Here is a 16,988-nt window from a genome sequence, read left to right as displayed (position 1 = left end):
CCTGCCCTTGCGTGCTCAGCCTTGCAGGAACCGCCCGGTATCGATGCGCCACTTGCGCGCATCCTCGTGGCCGACGATGCGATCGGCCTGCCCCAGCGCCAGGTCCAGATCCTCCGGCGGCAGGTAGGCGTTGGAACGGGTGGAGAACACCACCTTCACCTGCGGCGTCAGCAGGTGGCTGTCGTGCTGCTGCATCACCACCGCCAGCCGGCCCGATTCCAGCCGCACCAGCGAGCCCACCGGGTAGATGCCCACCATGCGGATGAACGACTGCACCAGATCCGGGCTGAAGTGATGGCTGCTCCATTCCCACAGCTTGCGCAGCCCCTCCGGCGCGGCCACGCCCTGGTGGTAGACGCGGTCGGCGGTGATGGCGTCGTAGACATCGACGATGGAACTCATCTGGGTCAGCGTGGCGATCTGGTCGCCGGCCAGGCCGTGCGGGTAGCCAGTGCCGTCCAGGCGCTCGTGGTGGTGCAGCACGATGTCCAGCGCGATCTCGTCGATGTCCGGAATCTGGCTCAGCAACTGCCAGCCATGTTCCGGGTGCTTCTTCATGATCGCGAATTCTTCCTCGGTGTAGCGCCCCGGCTTGTTCAGCACCGCGTCGGGCACCATCATCTTGCCGGTGTCGTGTAGCAGCGCCCCCAGCCCGGCGATGCGCACCGTCTCCTCGTTGCAGCCCTGCGCCTGGGCGAACGCCACCATCAGCGCACAGACGCTGACCGAGTGCAGGAAGGTGTAGTCGTCCTTGTTCTTGATGCCCATCAGGCCGATCAGCGCGCCATCGTTGCGCAGCACCGACTCGGTGATGGTCTCGACCACCGCCTCGGCCTGCGCCACCTCGACCGCCTTGCCCAGGCGCACGTCGTTCATGATCGAACGCACCGCGTTGTGCGCCTGCCGCTTGATCTGCTGCGCCCGCGACAGCTCGGACGCCACATCCACCCGACGGATCTGTGCCGGCTGGTGGTTCAGCACGGCGGTCATCTCTTCGGTCAGCTGGGCCTCCACCGCTTCGCGGGTCGGCGCGTCGGCCACGTCCAGGCCGCGCCCGGTATCGATGTACAGTTCGTGGATACCACAGCCGGCGATGCGGTCGATCTCGGCCTGCTGCGTCACCTTGAAGCTGGAGAACAGGAAAGGATGCGCCAGCCAGCCGGCGTTCAGGTCATGGATGTACATGCCGGGCCGCAACGCGGCGACGGGGATTTTCTTGATCATGGGCAGTTCCAGGCGTCTCGGCAGGCGCCCCCGGTGAGCGGATTTTCAGGTAGCGATATTCCCAGCATGCACAAACTCACGGTAATCACCAAGGCGCAGAACCCCTACATCGTCGAGGCCGCGCAGGATGGCCGCCTGATCGATGTGCTGCGTTCCCTGCCCGGCGAATCCGGCCCGCTGCTGGCCTGGCGTTGCGGCCAGGGCACCTGCGGCGCCTGCGTGGTGCGTCTGGATTTCGCTCCGGACATCGTACCGTCGCCGCGCGGGCGGATGGAGCACAATGTTCTGATTCGGCGCGGCCTGCTGCCCAGCCCCTTGCCCGGCCACGGCGACGGCACGGACGGCCCGACTGGCGGCGCGACAGCCACCGACGAGGCCGCGCTGAAGGCGCCACGGCTGGCCTGCCACGTGCGCGTGACCGGCGACCTGTTGGTTTATATCGAAAACAACTAAAACAGAAATGAATCGGTATTTCCGGGAATAAAAAGGTTTTGCCACACTGCCCCTGTCCTTAAGAGCGGTAAACAAAACACCAACACATTCTGTGACAAGGAAGGGCGAGACCCCGACAGTACAGGGTGTGCCAACGCAACATCGCCAGAAGAGGCTTTCATTAGCCTCTCTTATTCAAAGCAACAGGGAGCCAAACAATGTCCTACCGCCAATTGATCGCCGCCGTCGCACTGGCCTTCGTTTCCGCCGGCAGCTACGCCGCCTCCGTCGAACTGCTCAACGTCTCCTACGACCCCACCCGCGAGCTTTACCAGGATTACAACAAGGCCTTCAGCACCTACTGGAAGAAGAAGACCGGCGACGACGTGACCATCCGCCAGTCGCACGGCGGTTCGGGCAAGCAGGGCCGCGCGGTGCTCGACGGCCTGCAGGCCGACGTGGTGACGCTGGCGCTGGCCTACGACATCGACGAGATCGCCGAGAAGGGCAAGCTGCTCAAGCCCAACTGGCAAAAGGCGTACCCCGACAATTCCTCGCCGTACACCTCGACCATCGTGTTCCTGGTGCGCAAGGGCAACCCCAAGAACATCAAGGATTGGGGCGACCTGGTGCGTAGCGACATCAAGGTGATCACCCCGAACCCCAAGACTTCCGGCGGCGCCCGCTGGAACTACCTGGCCGCGTGGGGCTGGGCCAAGAAGCAATACGGCAGCGACGACAAGGCGCGCGACTTCCTGCAACGCCTGTTCAAGAACGTGCCGATCCTCGATAGCGGCGCGCGCGGCTCGACCGTGACCTTCACCGAGCGCGGCCAGGGCGATGTGCTGCTGGCGTGGGAGAACGAAGCGGTGTTGTCGATCCGCGAATTCGGCGCCGACAAGTACGAGATCGTCGCGCCCAGCCTGTCGATCAAGGCCGAGCCGCCGGTGGCCGTGGTGGACAAGGTGGTCGACAAGAAGGGCACCCGCAAGGTGGCCGAGGAATACCTGAAGTACCTGTACTCGCCCGAAGGCCAGGAGATCGCCGCGCGCAACTACTACCGCCCGATCGACAAGGCCGTCTACGCCAAGTACGCCAAGCAGTTCCCCAACGTGAAGCTGTTCGACATCGACGAGGAATTCGGCGGCTGGACCAAGGCCCAGAAGACCCACTTCGCCGACGGCGGCGTGTTCGACCAGATCCAGGCCGCCAACGCCAAGTAAGCACCGCCGCCAGCAAAGCCTGGCGGCGTCGAGCGGGGGCACCGGGCCGGAACTTGCCGTACCACTCGTACTGCCTGCGTTTCGCGCTTCTTGCCAGGACCGCTTCGCTGGGTTTGTCAGCGGTTCCAGCCGCCGGGTCAGCAACGGCGGGCCATCGTGCCCGCCGGCCCGAGCACCGGGCGCCCACGCCCGGGCCGCCCTTCACCACAGCCCTGAGGATACCGATCATGAGTCTGCGTCTCGGCGACATCGCCCCCGATTTCACCCAGCAATCGTCGCAAGGCGACATCCGCTTCCATGAATGGGCGGGCGAGCACTGGGTGGTGCTGTTCTCGCACCCGGCCGACTTCACTCCCGTGTGCACCACCGAGCTGGGCTACACCGCCAAGCTGGGCGCCGAGTTCGCCAAGCGCGGCACCAAGGTGCTGGCGGTGAGCGTCGATCCGGTGGAATCGCACCACAAGTGGATCGCCGACATCAACGAAACCCAGAACGCCACGGTGGATTTCCCGATCCTGGCCGACGCCGACCGCAAGGTGGCCACGCTGTACGACATGATCCACCCCGAATCGCTGGCCAACCTGACCGTGCGCACCGTGTTCATCATCGACCCGGCCAAGCGCGTGCGCGCCACGCTGACCTACCCGGCGTCCACCGGCCGCAACTTCGACGAGATCCTGCGGGTGATCGATTCGCTGCAACTCACCGACCGCTACAAGGTGGCGACGCCCGCCAACTGGCGCGACGGCGACGACGTGGTGATCGTGCCGTCGCTGACCGACGAGGCCGAGATCGCCGAGCGCTTCCCGCGCGGCTACCGCGCCATCCGGCCGTATCTGCGGCTGACTGCGCAGCCGAACCGGTGAACCGGTAAATCCTTTCTGGTGACCCGGGGCTGTATGCCAAGTGCAGCATGCCCCCGGCCAAGCCGGGGGCTGGCCAGCCGAGGTATGCCGGTAACCCCGGTTCTTCCTGATTGATTCCACTCCCCCCGCCCTCGCCGCCGCGAGGGGGCCTCGCTTTGCTCGGGGGTGTGCTTGCCGATGTCTGTTGGTCGGTTGCTGGGTGCCTGGTGCAGTTTTGTAAACGCACTTGGGCCGCACCGCTGCCGACCAAAACCGATCTTCAATCCCATTTCCGCCGCTTCCGGAACCCCATGAACGACACGTTCAAGCTCCCTGCCCATCCTGTCCCGGTCGAGATCCGTCGGGATTGGCCGCGCGCCGAATTCGGCATCGACCCGATCCAGGGTGCGGTGACCGAGGCGCTGGGCATGCGGCTGGCGTCGGCCTTCCAGCCGATCTTCGCGCCGGACGGCGTCACCGTGCTGGGCGAGGAGGCGCTGCTGCGCGCCAGCCTGCGCCGCAAGCCGCTGGCCCCGCCCGCCGCCTTCGCCGCCGCCCGCGCCAGCGGGTTGCTGGTGGCGTTCGACCGGCTGTGCCGCACCCTGCACCTGATCAACTTCGCCGCCTACGCCCGTCCGCAGCGCTCGCTGTTCCTCAATGTGCACCCGGAACTGCTGCCGGCGGTGGACGCGCACGGCGCCTATTTCGAACGCATCCTCGACAGCCAGGGCTTCCGCCCGCACGACGTGGTGCTCGAACTGCTGGAAAGCGACGCCGTCGCCGCCGAGCCCGAGGCGCTGCAACGCGCGGTGGGCAACTTCCGGGCGCGCGGCTATCGCATCGCGCTCGACGATTTCGGCCACGCCCACGCCAACTTCGACCGGCTGTGGGCGGTGGCGCCGGACTACGTCAAGCTCGACCGTCAACTGCTCAAGCTGGCCGCCAGCGACGCCACCGCGCGGCGCGGCTACCGGCAACTGGCCTCGCTGCTGCGCGACACCGGCGCGCTGGTGCTGGCCGAAGGTGTGGAAACCGCCGCCCAGCGCGATCTGGCGCTGGAAGCCGGCGTCGATGGCCTGCAAGGCTACCTGTTGGGCGAACCTGGATACCGCGTATGAACGATCCCATTCAGCAATGGCTCGCCGCCGGCGGCCGCATCGTCCTGCTGCCGGGCTGGCGCAATTCCGGCCCCGAGCATTGGCAGAGCCAGTGGCAGGCGCGCTACCCCGAGATCGAGCGCGTCGAACAGGCCGACTGGGAGCACCCGGTGGCCGCCCACTGGGTGCGTGCGCTCGACGCGCAGCTCGGCGAGCGCGACGCCCCGGTGATCCTGGTGGCCCACAGCCTCGGTTGCGCCACCGTCGCGCACTGGTCCGCGCTGTACGGCCGCGGCGGGCGGGTGGCCGGCGCGCTGCTGGTGGCGCCGGCCGACGTGCGCCGGCCCAGCGTGCCGCACCAGTTCACCGGCTTCGTGCCGCTGCCGCACAAGCCGCTGCCGTTCCCCACCCTGCTGATCGCCAGCGACGACGATCCGACCTGCCACCTCGACCGCGCCACCGCGTTCGCCGAAGTGTGGGGCGCGCGCCAGATCACGCTGGCCGGCGCCGGCCATATCAACGTCGATTCCGGCCACGGCGCGTGGCCGCAGGGCATCCGCTTCCTGCGCCAGGTGCTGCAAAGCGCGCGGCGCGGCCGGCTGCACCAGCCCCGTCCCCGCACACCGCGCCCCAACGCGCCACCGCTGGCGGTCACCGCGCCGCCACCGCCGACCAGCCTGCTGGCCGGACGCGCGCTGCCGCGCAGCATCGCCTACTGAGCGATAGCCCCCACTTTTCACGACTAAACCACCTGGTTTGCATGCTTTGCTTGAAAGGTCGGCGCCCGGTTTCGGGCGCGCCGCTTTTTCCTCAAGAGCCAAGCATGAACAATCACCCCATCCGCCCGCTGCTGCTGGCCGCGCTGCTCGGCGCGCCGGCCGCCCACGCCTCCATCGCCGTCGCCCCGCTGCCGCGGCAGATCGACGTCACCGACCAGCTCGAACTCACCTTGCTGGTGTTCGACGACGGCCAGCCGGGCGAGCCGCCGCCCGAGTTGCGCGTCAGCCTGACCGCCTACCCGCAGCCGCCGGTGACGGTACTGCTGCAACGTATGGAAGACCCGCCGGCGATCAAGGGCCAGCCGCGCAAGGCGCGCTACGCCGCGCCGGTGCCGGCGGTGGTGCGGGGCAGCGTGCGGCTGGAACTGCCGGATCTGGACGTGGCGCCGATGGTGGTCGGCGTGGCGCGGCGCACCGACGCCGATCCCGAGCCGGTGCCGCCGGTGACCGCCGTCAGCGCCGCCACCACCGCCGTGCTCGACCAGCCGGCACCGCCGACCCAGGCGCCCGAGGAAAACCCCGCCGCGTTGTCGCGGTTCTCGTTCAACGAGCCGATGTACATCGCGGTGGGCGTCAACGGCAACGAGTACACGCAGTTCCAGTTCAGCTTCAAGTTCCGCCTGTTCGAGCCCGATTCGCCCACGTCGCGCGCGCTGACCGACAACCTCTACATCGGCTACACCCAGTCGGCGCTGATGGACATCGCCGCCGATTCGTACCCGATCCACGATTCGCTCTACCGCCCCAGCCTGTACTACTACCTGCCGGACACCGGCATCTCGTCCGGCTGGCTCAAGCGCGTGGCGTTCGCCGCCGGCTACGAGCACGAATCGAACGGCGAGGACGAAGCCGATTCGCGCGCGGTGGACACCCTGTTCGTCAAGCCCACCTTCTACCTGGGCGACCCGGCCGACTGGCACTGGACCTTCACGCCCAAGCTCTACTACTACGCCAACAAGGGCGACTACAACCAGGACATCGCCAAGTACCGCGGCTACGGCGACTACCAGTTCACCTTCGGCCACCCGCAATCGCTGGAGCTGGCCGCGACGCTGCGCAGCGGCACCGCCGGCTACGCCAGCGGCAAGGTGCAGGCGACCTACCCGCTGGCGCGCTTCTTCCCCAGCATGATGGGCTACCTCTACCTCAGCTATTTCGAGGGCTGGGGCGAGACGCTGCTCGACTACAACCGGCACAGCTCGGCGCAGTTCCGCGTGGGCTACAGCCTGTGGCGCTAGAGTGAATCGACATTCAAACGTGGGGGCGGACATCCGGCCCACGGACCAACGCATCCCGCGTTTGAATGGCGATTCGCTCTGGGTAAAGCGTTTGACACAACCGGCCTTGCCGGCGGCGCGCCATCCGGCACGGCGCGCCGAGAATTGCCGCTTCCGCGCAAGCATGATGGGCTTCTTATTTCTTTGTGAAATATCAAATACACACAAAAGTATTTGAAGGAATAACGTTCACGCACGTAAATTCCATATCGTTCTTTCGAAAAAGATCGATAGATCGTAAAGAGATCAACCCACGCCTCAGCGGCCATCGCCGGCGCCCATTGCCGGCGCGGCCGCTGCCCCCCGGCGCCCCAAGGAGCACACAGCATGAGCATCAAATCCATCAACGTTCGCAACCAGTTCCGCGGTACGGTCAAGGAGATCATCGAAGGCCCGGTGCTCTCCGAAGTGGACGTCACCACGCCGTCGGGCATCGTCACCTCCGTCATCACCACGCGCTCGGTCAAGGAACTGAACCTCAAGCCCGGCAGCGAAGTGATCGCCTTCGTCAAATCCACCGAAGTGTCGATCGCCACGCTGTGACCGGCTTCCGGCGACGCCGAGGGTGAATCGACCTTCAAACGTGGGATGCGTTGGTCCGTGGGCCGGATAGCTGCGCGAAGCGCGGCGCAGCAGATAGCCTTCCTCTCTGCAAGCCGTGCGACAAAGCAGACGCCGGCCCACGGACCAACCCGCAGGGAAGGACGAAGGCCGGGCGCATGGCCGCGTTGTACCTCGCTTGCGGGGATTACCCCGCGGCACTCGGCACGCCTTGCCCTGCATCCCGGCCTTCGCCCTTCGCACCCACGTTTGAATGTCGATTCACCCTAGCGTCGTCAGCCCATCCTCGGCCCGGCAATGCCGGGTCGAATCGTTGGTAACAGGACGGAGCCGCCCCCATGCCCCAGAACGAACCGAATCCCCCGCTACTGACCTTTTCCGACGCCGAGAACAGCCCGCTTTCCATCCGTGCCAAGGCGCTGGTGTTCGCCGACCCGCAATCGCGCCGGGTGCTGGAGGACGTGGAGCGCGTGGCGCCGTCCGAGGCGCCGGTGCTGATCCACGGTGAAACCGGCACCGGCAAGGAGCTGGTGGCACGCCACGTGCACCGCATCAGCGGCCGGCGCGGCCCCTTCCTCGCCGTCAATTGCGGCGCGATCACCGAAAATCTGGCCGAGGCCGAGCTGTTCGGCCACGAGGCCGGCGCCTTCACCGGCGCCGTCGGCAGCCGCGCCGGCTGGTTCGAGGCGGCCCACGGCGGCACGCTGTTCCTCGACGAGATCGGCGACCTGCCGCCCGCCTTGCAGGTGAAGCTGCTGCGCGTGTTGCAGGAGCACGAAGTGGTGCGGGTCGGCGCGCGCAAGGCCACGCCCATCGACGTGCGCCTGGTGGCCGCCACCAACGTCGACCTGGCGCAGGCGGTGAGTGCCGGGCACTTCCGCCAGGATCTCTACTACCGCCTGAACGTGGTCAGCCTGACGCTGCCGCCGTTGCGCGCGCGCCGCGGCGACATCCTGCCGCTGGCCGAGTACTTCCTCGGCGTCTACGCCCAGCGCCTGGGGCTGGCGGTGCCGCAGGTGGGCGAGGCGGCGGTGCACGCGTTGCTGCACTACCCGTGGCCCGGCAATATCCGCGAGCTGGAAAACGTCATCCACTTCGCGCTGCTGGTATCCAGCGGCAAGACCATCGAGCCGCGCCACCTCAAGCTGAGCGGCGGCGTGGCCACCAGCGGCGCCCCGTCCGGCCCGCCGCTGGAAGTGATCGCCGGCGAGCTGCGACGCCTGTTCGCCGCGCCCGGCGAGCACCTGTTCGACGATCTGGAGGACCTGATCGTGCGCGAGGCGTATCGCCACGCCCGCCACAACCAGGTGCGCAGCGCCGAGCTGCTGGGCGTAACGCGCAACGTGCTGCGCACCCTGCTCAAGCGGCACGGCCTGCTGCCGGAGCTGGAATCGGCCGGCAAGTAACTCCGCTTTTTTTCGCCGCCGGTCGCAACCCGCGCCGGCGGCTTTTTCGCGGCAATCGCCCCCACGGTCGCCCGTCAACCACCACATGGCCCGCAGCATGGCCAGGAGAATGGAATGGAATACCGCAAGCTGGGTCGCACCGACCTGGAAGTCAGCGTCATCGGTCTGGGCACCATGACCTGGGGCGAGCAGAACAGCGAAGCCGACGCCCACGCGCAGCTGGACTACGCGCTGTCGCGCGGCGTCACGCTGATCGACACCGCCGAGATGTACCCGGTGCCGCCCACCGCCGACACCCAGGGCCGCACCGAAAGCCATATCGGCACCTGGCTGGCGCGCAGCGGCCGCCGCCACGACGTGGTGCTGGCCACCAAGGCCGCCGGCCCGCAACGCCAGCCGCACCAGCCGCGCTACCTGCGCGGCGGCAACGCCCGACACGACCGCGCCAACCTCACCCAGGCGCTGCACGACAGCCTGCGCCGGCTACAGACCGACTACATCGACCTTTACCAGTTGCACTGGCCGGATCGCAGCACCAACACCTTCGGCCGCCTGGGCTACCCCTGGGTGGAAAACGAGGACAGCGTGCCCATCGAGGAGACGCTGTCGGTGCTGAAGGATTTCGTGCAGCAGGGCAAGGTGCGGCATATCGGCGTATCCAACGAAACCCCGTGGGGCCTGGCGCAGTTCCTCAAGGCCGCCGACACCGCCGGCCTGCCGCGCATCGCGTCGATCCAGAATCCGTACAGCCTGCTCAACCGCACCTTCGAGATCGGCCTGGCCGAATTCAGCCACCGCGAACAGGTGGGCCTGCTGGCGTATTCGCCGTTGGCGTTCGGCGTGTTGTCCGGCAAATACCTGGACGGCGCACGCCCCGCCGGCAGCCGTCTGGCGCTGTTCGACCGCTTCGTGCGGTACTCCGGCCCCACCGCCGAGGCCGCCACCCGCGAATACGTGCAGCTGGCGCATTCGCTGGGCCTGTCGCCGGCGCAACTGGCGCTGTCGTTCGTCAACAGCCGCCGCTTCGTCGCCAGCAACCTGATCGGCGCCACCACCCTGGCGCAGTTGCAGGAGAACATCGACAGCATCGACGTCACCCTGGGCGAGGAAGTGCTGAACCAGATCGAGGCGATCCATACCCGCCATCCCAACCCCGCGCCCTGATGGGGCGTGGCCCCATCCTGCTGCGGAGTGAGGGGGCGCGCGATGCGCGGGTGAGGTGTGAGGTGTGAGGGGTGAGGGGTGAGGCGTAAAGGCAACGTCAACACCTTGCGCCGTTGCTGTTGCTTTTGACGTTACCCCTCACACCTCACTCCTCACCCGCGCATCGCGCGCCCCCTCACACCTCACACCTCACACCTCACACCTCACTCCTCACTCCTCACTCCTCACTCCTCACTCCTCACTCCTCACGCAATGAAATTTCAGTTATATAAAAAAACAAAATTAAGTATTACTTGGAATATAGAGGCACTGATAGTCTGCTCTCAGACGCGGCGTTCATCCACGGCCGCGGTTGAGCCGCCATGCGGCAACCGTCCCGGCCGATCGCCGGGCAAGGAGCGAGCATGCAAGCCTATATCGTCGGCGCCGACACCCTCGGCAACATCCCGCAGCTGCTGGCCGAGTACGGCATCCACATCGGTCATCACGTCACCGGCCGCAACCCGTCGCACCAGCGCACGCCGTCGGGCATCAAGGGCATGGACCTGGTCATCCTGTTCACCGACTTCCTCGGCCACAACGTGATGCGCAACTACCGCGACGCCGCGCAGAAGCAGAACGTGCGCTTCGTCGCCTGCCGCCGCTCCACCTGCGCACTGGCGCAATCGCTGGACCGGCTGGGCGCCAGCCGCTGCGCGACGTGCCCGCGCGCCACCGCGCACTGAGCGCCTGTCCGGCGTCGCTTCACGGCACCGCCGCCGACCAACGAAAAGACCGCGCATCGCGCGGTCTTTTTCTCGGGGCGGACCCGGCCGGTTCAGTGTTCGTAGGCGGGGATGCTACACACCGGGCCGATCTTGCTGCGGACCAGCTTGCGCAACGTTTCCACGCAATTGCCTTCCAGATCGCAATCGTCGCAATCGCCTCCGGCGATACGACGCAGCGCCAGCCGGGCCTGTTCCCGGTTCTGTCGGGGGTTCCAGATCAGGCCGAGCGGGCGGACGATGACATACGCCGGATTGAGCGAAGCATCGTGCGCCAGCACCACCTTGTCGAATTCCTCGGTCAGGCAGGCGAGGACGAAATCGAGCTGCGGGCCGTCCAATTGTTCGGTGTTCCACTCCCGCTCGACGGCCTTGAGGTTGGGGTGAAAACTTTGAATATGCAGTGGGTAGGATGTGACTGCGTGTGCTGGTGGCATAGAAGGTCTCCTTGCTACTGGTTCCAGGATGGAGCGCCTCGTGGGCGCCTTGGCCGCCTTCAAAGATGACGGGCCTGTCCGGTCCGGTAAATCGGACTTTTCTATTTGGAGCCTAGAAAGCGCGAAGAACGGTTTCCGGACGACAAAGGAGTGCCACCCGCTATAACCTGCGGTTGCTGTGTTGCCATAAAGCGGCAAAAAAAAAAGGGCCCGCAGGCCCGCGAATCACTCTCCCAGAGAAATACCTCAGAGCGCGCTGACAGCATCCGGCGGCGAGCCGCCTTCTCCTTCCCAGCGATGCAGTTCCTTGTCCTCGGGTGGCGCCGGCTTGCGCCGTTCCTGGCGGCAGCAGCACGCCACGGCCGCGAGGCCCAGTCCGAGCAGAATCCAGTGTTTGCAGGTCATGATGTGCTCCCGGCTTGTTCAACCCACGGACGACAACCGTCCGCGCGAAACGAGGGCCCGGCGTGGCGATGAGGACGGCACCCTGGCACCACCGCCGCCGCTTGCCCGGTGCCAAGGCACCGGGGCTCCCTCACGGCGGCGAGGGCGGGGGAGTGGATTCGATCAGCGAGTGCCGCTGCCGGCCTACCGCTGACGCCGCCGGCTCCGCCGGGGGCTGCAAGGCCCCCGACCGCCACGGCAGGTCGCCTGGCCTCAGGCACTCACCCTTTCGCCTTGAGCGTCAGGTTGTTGCTCACATCGCCCACACCTTCCACGCCACGGGCCACCTGTTCGGCCTGGGTGCGTTGCGCATCGTTCTCCACCTCGCCGGTCAGCGTCACGTGGCTGCCGCTGCTGTCCACGTCCACCGTCAGCGTCTTGAGGCTGACGTCGGCGGCGAGCGCGGCCTTCACCTTGGCGGTGAGCGCGGCGTTGCTCACGGCGTCGCCGGCGCTGTCGGCGGCCGACGCGGTGGCGGCGGCGGCGCTCTGCGCCATGCTGGGGCTGGCCTCGGCCGGGGTGGGCTCGACGGCGGCGGGCAGGCTGGCGACGCCGCTGTTGTCGGCGACGGTTTCGTCCTTCTTGCCGCAGGCGGTCAACAGACCGGCCAGCAGCAGCGGGGCAAGCGCGAGGGTGACGGTACGGTGCTTCATCGGAGGTTCTCCTTTGGCAGTGGATGGCGCTATTGCCAGTACGGGCGCGCCTGATAGAAATCGTGGAGGGTGCGCGCCCAGTCGCACTGGCTCATGTCGGGCCAGGCGGCGGCGTCGAACGACGGCGCGGTGCTCGGGTCGGCCTGCGTGCGGTTGAGCACGAAACGCCGTTCGTGCGGCGCATGCGCCAGCGCATGCCACGGCACGGCGGTCAGCTGGCCGCTCGGGGCGCCCTCCAGCGCGACCACCACGTAGGCCATGCGGCCCTGGTGCAGGTCGACGATGAAGCTGTGCACCTTGCCCAGCGCCTGGTTGGCGGTGTCGGTCAGTGCGTAGCATTGCAGTTCGTCGACGGCGGCCAGGCAGGCGCCGGGGCCGCTGCCGGTCTCGGCCACCGCCGGCGAGCCGGGCGAGGTTTCCACGGCGGCGATCTTGTCGGCCGGCGGAATCACCCGCGCCGGGGCCGGATCGTCGGTGTGCGACTCGCTGTCGTAGACGATGCCGCTGTTGAGGTTCCAGGTGGACATGATGGCGCGCTCAGGCCGTGGCGTAGCGCGCTTCGCGCCGCGCGTATTCGTTGAGCCGGTTGTAGAGCGTCTTCAGGCTCACGCCGAGCACTTCGGCGGTCTTGCGCTTGTTGCCGGCGAACTTGTCCAGGGTGGCGATGATCATGCGGCGCTCCATGTCCGGCAGCGAGGTACCGACCTCGAACTCCAGCACGCCGGGGCGCAGCGCCGGGCGCGCGCCCATGCCGGGCATGGCGCTCTCCGGGTCCACCTCGACCCAGTTCTCGCTCATGATGTAGGCGCGTTGCAGGCAGTTCTTCAGCTCGCGCACATTGCCCGGCCACGGGTGGCGCAGGATGGCGGCCTCGCTGGCCTCGGTGAGCTTCTTGTGCGTGCCGTGCTCGCGGTTCAGTTCGTCGAGGAAATGCCGCGCCAGCAGCAGCACGTCGGTGGCGCGCTCGCGCAACGGCGGCAGGGCGATCGGGAACACCGCCAGGCGGTAGAGCAGATCCTCGCGCAACGCGCCTTCGACCACCGCCTGGTGCGGATCGCGGTTGGTGGCCGCCACCACGCGCACGTTGCAGCGCATTTCGCGTTCGCCGCCGACGCGGGTGAAGCAGCGGGTCTCCAGCACCCGCAGCAGCCGCACCTGCATCTCCAGCGGCATTTCGGTGATCTCGTCGAGGAACAGCGTGCCGCCCTCGGCGCGTTCGAACACCCCGGGGTGGGTGCGGTTGGCGCCGGTGAAGGCGCCCTTCTCGTAGCCGAACAGCTCGGCCTCGATCAGCGAACCGGGCAAGGCGCCGCAGTTGATGGCAATGAAGGGCGCATCGGCGCGCGGGCTGAGCTGGTGCACGGTCTGCGCCACCAGTTCCTTGCCGCAGCCGCTTTCGCCGACCACCAGCACCGCCGCCTCGGTGGGGCCGACCCGCTCCAGCAGGTCGAACACTTCGCGCATGGCGGGCGATGCGCCGTACATCAGGCCGAAGCGGCTCAGGCCGCCCGGCTCGCGGATTGCCGGGCCGCGTGTCGGCATGGCGACCACATTGTCGCGCCGCACGTGGCCAGCGTATTCGTAGTGTGAATCGAACATTGGGAACCCCTCGCTGCGTTACCGGAAAGACAGGGCGGGTTTGCCCCTCGGGACGATGGCGGCTTCGTGGACGCCGCCTCGCCGATCGCGTGAACCAATGGCTACCAGCGTACTGGCCGCCCCGCGCGCCCGGCACACTGTGCATTCCGAACCTCGCGTCAGTGCCGCCGCAAAGCGTTGTCGGACGAGGACTACAGCCGTACTCGCCGCGCAGGCACGCATCGTGCATGGCTGGGGCGGGGCCAAACGAGGAGTCGCGCATGAAAGTGGAGCAACCGGCGTCCTGGCACGCCGCCGGCCGCAACGTCGGCGTGGCGTTGCGACTGATCGCCAACGCGGTGTCGTGCTGGTCGGCGCATCGGGGCGCCACCATGGGCGCGTCCATCGCCTTCTACACCCTGTTCTCCATGGGGCCGGTGCTGATCATCGCGATCGCCATCGCCGGCTACTTCTACGGCCGCGACGCCGCGCAGGTGGAGTTGCTCTCCGAGATCCAGGCCCTGATGGGCCCCAACGCCGCCACCGCCGTGGGCGCGGTGATCGAAAGCGCGCAGATCGACAACCAGCCCACCTGGCACACGCTGCTGGCCCTGGGCACCAGCGTGTTCGCCGCCACCACGGTGTTCAGCGAGCTGAAGGGCAGCCTCGACGTGGTGTGGGGCACCCGCAAGCATCGCCACGGCAGCGTCTACCTGTTGCTCAAGACGCGGCTGCTGTCGTTCGGCATCGTGGTCAGCGCCGGCTTCGTGCTGCTGGTGTCGTTGCTGGTGTCCACCGGGCTGACGCTGGTGCAGCACCGCTACGCCGGGTGGTTCGGCAATCAACTGGCGATCATGGAGGTGGTCAACGCCGCAGTGACCATGGCCGTGGTGACGCTACTGTTCGCCGCCATCTACAAGCTGCTGCCGGATCGCTTCATCCCGTGGCGCGACGTGTGGTTCAGCGCCGTGATCACCGCCGCGCTGTACATGGGCGGCAAGAGCCTGATCGCGCTCTATCTCGGCACCACCGCCGTCGGCTCGTCCTACGGCGCCGCCGGCGCGCTGGTCCTGGTGCTGGTGTGGATCTACTACGCCGCGCAAATTTTTCTCTTCGGTGCAGAGCTTGCACGGCAGGTGACGATCTTCCGCACCGGCGAACGCGCGGCGCAAAAGCGCAAGGCGCGGCGGGAGGAGCGGCATCGTGCCCTGGCGCTCGACGGAACGCTGAATGGAAGCAACTGACGATCTTCATCCCCGACGGGTGGCGGGACGATGAAGCAAGTTGCTTTCCTTAAACTTTCATTTTTACATTCAACTCCCCGAAAATTGCCGAATACACGACCATTTCTCGTCAAATAGCTAGGTCCTCCCTACCTCAAGCGCACACAATCAGTAAGAAATATGAATAAAACCTACAAAAATCTTTCTTTTGTGCGAAAGAAAGCACGGGTATAGTCGGCGCAGCCTCCGACTGCCCGGCCACAGGGCAGCGGCACCACTGGGAATACGTCCGCCCACGTTCGCGATGCCTTGGCATCGCCCCAGGAGATCGCCCGATGCGCAGGCCCTTTCTCGCCGCACTGCTCACCACCACCTTGCTTGTCCCCGCATTCGCCGCCCCGCCCCTACCCGAATGGCGCGAAGGCGACGGCTACTTGATCGGCGTTACCGTCCAATACCAGGGCCAGACCTACCGCGCGCTGCAATCGCATACCGCGCAGAAAGGCGCCAACTGGAACCCCGCCTCCACCCCCGCGCTGTGGCAACTGCACCACGGCCCGGTGCAACGCTGTTCGCCGTGGCAAGCCGGCTACAGCTACCAACTGGGCGACCAGATCCGTTACGAGGGCGACTACTACCGCGCCCGGCAGGCCCACACCGCGCACGCCGGCACCGAATGGCAACCGCCGCGCGTGCCGGCGCTGTGGCAGCCGATTGCGCAATGTGACGCCGTCACCCCGGTGCCGCCGGGCAATACCGACACCATCAACGGCATCAAAGTCCCCCCCGACCCCGGCGCGGCCGGACGCAAGACGCTGGCCGGCATCGATGCCGATCACGACGGCGTGCGCGACGACGTGCAGCGCTTTCTAGCGCAGGAGGTGGGGAAACATCCGGCGCGGTTCAAGTATGCGATGGAGATGGCGCGGATTACCCAGCAAGAGATATTGACGGCGGGTGGGAATGATCGGGAGGAGGCACGTCGATTAGCCAATCAAGGTGATTTGCCACTGAGTTGTTTTCATGACACATTCAATAGCTCCGTTGAGGACTATGAATGGAGATTGAAATATTCGAAAAAGCTTGCCGCTCTTCATGCCAATACCCCGGAACGAATGGCAGCCATCATAAAAAACAGTGAATTACTTGGTGGCATGATGTTTCATTCGCCCATGCGCTATCGGTGCGAATAAGGGGAAAACCATGAAGAATAAATTTGTCGTTCTGAGCTTTATCGTTTCTACATGTAGCTGGGGTGCACTTAACCAGTGTGATCAGATACCTGTTGTTGTGCATATCAATGGCATTACTACCCTGAAGGCCGGCGCAAAAGATAGCCAAAAAATGCTCCAAGAGGCGTTGGAATTGAAATTGGGCCATCCTGTCCAGACCAGTCTCGCCTACAACCAAACCCACGGCTTCTTCGCTGATATTGCCCAGACCTTCTACCAGCTCAGCCAGCAAGACCCCGATACCGCGCCCGAGAAGATCGCCGAAGCGCTGCTCTACGGCAACGCGCCCGAAGGCATGGACCAACGCATCGCCGAAGGCGCGATCCGCTATTACCAGGCCAAGGCCGAGCAGGCCGCCTTGGCGCAGCTGACGCTGGACGAGGAAAGCGAAATCCTGCGCGACATCCGCAGCGCCAGCGCCAAGGCGGAAAAGGTGCTGCTGGTGCCGCATTCGCAGGGCAACCTGTTCGCCAACCGCATGTATACGCTGCTGACCGACAGCGGCGCTTTGCAACCGCAGGACCTGCGCATCCACGGCGCGGCGTCGCCGGCCGACCGGGTGCGGGGTGGCGGCAGCTATCTCACCTCACGCAACGACGTGGTGATCGCCAGCCTGGACATCCTGCGCAAAGTGCTGCCGCACAACATC

General features: G+C 66.4%; 19 protein-coding genes. 13 read left to right on the top strand and 6 right to left on the bottom strand.

What is annotated here, in order from left to right:
* Positions 1–15: 15 nt before the first annotated feature.
* Complete coding sequence (locus C556_RS0105015; protein WP_018747137.1) at positions 16–1,224, bottom strand: HD-GYP domain-containing protein; 1,209 nt, start codon at positions 1,222–1,224, stop codon at positions 16–18.
* Positions 1,225–1,290: 66 nt separating this feature from the next.
* Here C556_RS0105015 and C556_RS19380 point away from each other — a divergent pair, with 66 nt between their 5' ends.
* From C556_RS19380 to C556_RS0104965, 10 genes are all read left to right on the top strand, one after another.
* On the top strand, positions 1,291–1,677 hold the full coding sequence (locus C556_RS19380; protein WP_018747136.1) for a 2Fe-2S iron-sulfur cluster-binding protein: 387 nt from the start codon (positions 1,291–1,293) through the stop codon (positions 1,675–1,677).
* Positions 1,678–1,874: 197 nt separating this feature from the next.
* Positions 1,875–2,879, top strand: coding sequence for a sulfate ABC transporter substrate-binding protein (locus C556_RS0105005; protein ID WP_018747135.1), 1,005 nt, complete (start codon positions 1,875–1,877; stop codon positions 2,877–2,879).
* 227 nt (positions 2,880–3,106) lie between these two features.
* Complete coding sequence (locus tag C556_RS0105000) at positions 3,107–3,745, top strand: peroxiredoxin (RefSeq protein ID WP_018747134.1); 639 nt, start codon at positions 3,107–3,109, stop codon at positions 3,743–3,745.
* 290 nt (positions 3,746–4,035) lie between these two features.
* The gene (locus C556_RS19375; RefSeq protein ID WP_018747133.1) at positions 4,036–4,842 is read left to right on the top strand and encodes an EAL domain-containing protein; all 807 of its coding nucleotides are present in this window, start codon (positions 4,036–4,038) and stop codon (positions 4,840–4,842) included.
* Positions 4,839–5,540 (top strand): RBBP9/YdeN family alpha/beta hydrolase, encoded by a 702-nt coding sequence (locus C556_RS19370; protein ID WP_018747132.1) that lies wholly within the window; start codon positions 4,839–4,841, stop codon positions 5,538–5,540. Before C556_RS19375 ends, C556_RS19370 begins: the two co-directional genes overlap by 4 nt.
* A 104-nt stretch (positions 5,541–5,644) precedes the next feature.
* Positions 5,645–6,838: a phospholipase A gene (locus tag C556_RS0104985; protein ID WP_018747131.1), complete on the top strand. Its 1,194-nt coding sequence runs from the start codon at positions 5,645–5,647 to the stop codon at positions 6,836–6,838.
* Positions 6,839–7,204: 366 nt separating this feature from the next.
* Positions 7,205–7,420, top strand: coding sequence for a TOBE domain-containing protein (locus C556_RS0104980; RefSeq protein WP_018747130.1), 216 nt, complete (start codon positions 7,205–7,207; stop codon positions 7,418–7,420).
* Between the two features lie 356 nt (positions 7,421–7,776).
* Positions 7,777–8,844, top strand: a complete 1,068-nt coding sequence (locus C556_RS0104975) for a sigma-54 interaction domain-containing protein (RefSeq protein ID WP_018747129.1) — start codon at positions 7,777–7,779, stop codon at positions 8,842–8,844.
* 114 nt (positions 8,845–8,958) lie between these two features.
* Positions 8,959–10,008: an NADP(H)-dependent aldo-keto reductase gene (locus C556_RS0104970; RefSeq protein WP_018747128.1), complete on the top strand. Its 1,050-nt coding sequence runs from the start codon at positions 8,959–8,961 to the stop codon at positions 10,006–10,008.
* Positions 10,009–10,412: 404 nt separating this feature from the next.
* Positions 10,413–10,733, top strand: coding sequence for a DUF2325 domain-containing protein (locus tag C556_RS0104965; protein ID WP_018747127.1), 321 nt, complete (start codon positions 10,413–10,415; stop codon positions 10,731–10,733).
* Between the two features lie 92 nt (positions 10,734–10,825).
* On the opposite strand, the gene C556_RS0104960 is transcribed toward C556_RS0104965, so the two are convergent.
* From C556_RS0104960 to C556_RS0104940, 5 genes are all read right to left on the bottom strand, one after another.
* Complete coding sequence (locus tag C556_RS0104960; protein WP_157235858.1) at positions 10,826–11,209, bottom strand: hypothetical protein; 384 nt, start codon at positions 11,207–11,209, stop codon at positions 10,826–10,828.
* 246 nt (positions 11,210–11,455) lie between these two features.
* Complete coding sequence (locus tag C556_RS22795; RefSeq protein ID WP_018747125.1) at positions 11,456–11,614, bottom strand: hypothetical protein; 159 nt, start codon at positions 11,612–11,614, stop codon at positions 11,456–11,458.
* A 260-nt stretch (positions 11,615–11,874) separates the two neighbouring features.
* Positions 11,875–12,306: a BON domain-containing protein gene (locus tag C556_RS22790; RefSeq protein ID WP_018747124.1), complete on the bottom strand. Its 432-nt coding sequence runs from the start codon at positions 12,304–12,306 to the stop codon at positions 11,875–11,877.
* Positions 12,307–12,335: 29 nt separating this feature from the next.
* Positions 12,336–12,833, bottom strand: coding sequence for a PRC-barrel domain-containing protein (locus C556_RS22785; protein ID WP_018747123.1), 498 nt, complete (start codon positions 12,831–12,833; stop codon positions 12,336–12,338).
* A 10-nt stretch (positions 12,834–12,843) separates the two neighbouring features.
* On the bottom strand, positions 12,844–13,905 hold the full coding sequence (locus C556_RS0104940) for a sigma-54 interaction domain-containing protein (protein WP_018747122.1): 1,062 nt from the start codon (positions 13,903–13,905) through the stop codon (positions 12,844–12,846).
* A gap of 260 nt (positions 13,906–14,165) precedes the next feature.
* Here C556_RS0104940 and C556_RS19360 point away from each other — a divergent pair, with 260 nt between their 5' ends.
* From C556_RS19360 to C556_RS0104925, 3 genes are all read left to right on the top strand, one after another.
* Complete coding sequence (locus C556_RS19360) at positions 14,166–15,128, top strand: YihY/virulence factor BrkB family protein (RefSeq protein WP_018747121.1); 963 nt, start codon at positions 14,166–14,168, stop codon at positions 15,126–15,128.
* Between the two features lie 314 nt (positions 15,129–15,442).
* A complete protein-coding gene (locus C556_RS0104930; protein WP_018747120.1) occupies positions 15,443–16,300 on the top strand; it encodes a carbohydrate-binding protein in 858 nt (285 codons plus the stop codon).
* Between the two features lie 178 nt (positions 16,301–16,478).
* On the top strand, positions 16,479–16,988 hold a 510-nt coding region (locus C556_RS0104925), incomplete at its 3' end, for a hypothetical protein (protein ID WP_157235855.1).

The organism is Chitiniphilus shinanonensis DSM 23277 (assembly GCF_000374805.1).
Taxonomy (GTDB): Bacteria; Pseudomonadota; Gammaproteobacteria; order Burkholderiales; family Chitinibacteraceae; genus Chitiniphilus; species Chitiniphilus shinanonensis.
Note: the sequence above shows the minus strand (reverse complement) of the source record. Positions and strands in the feature narration are given on the sequence as shown.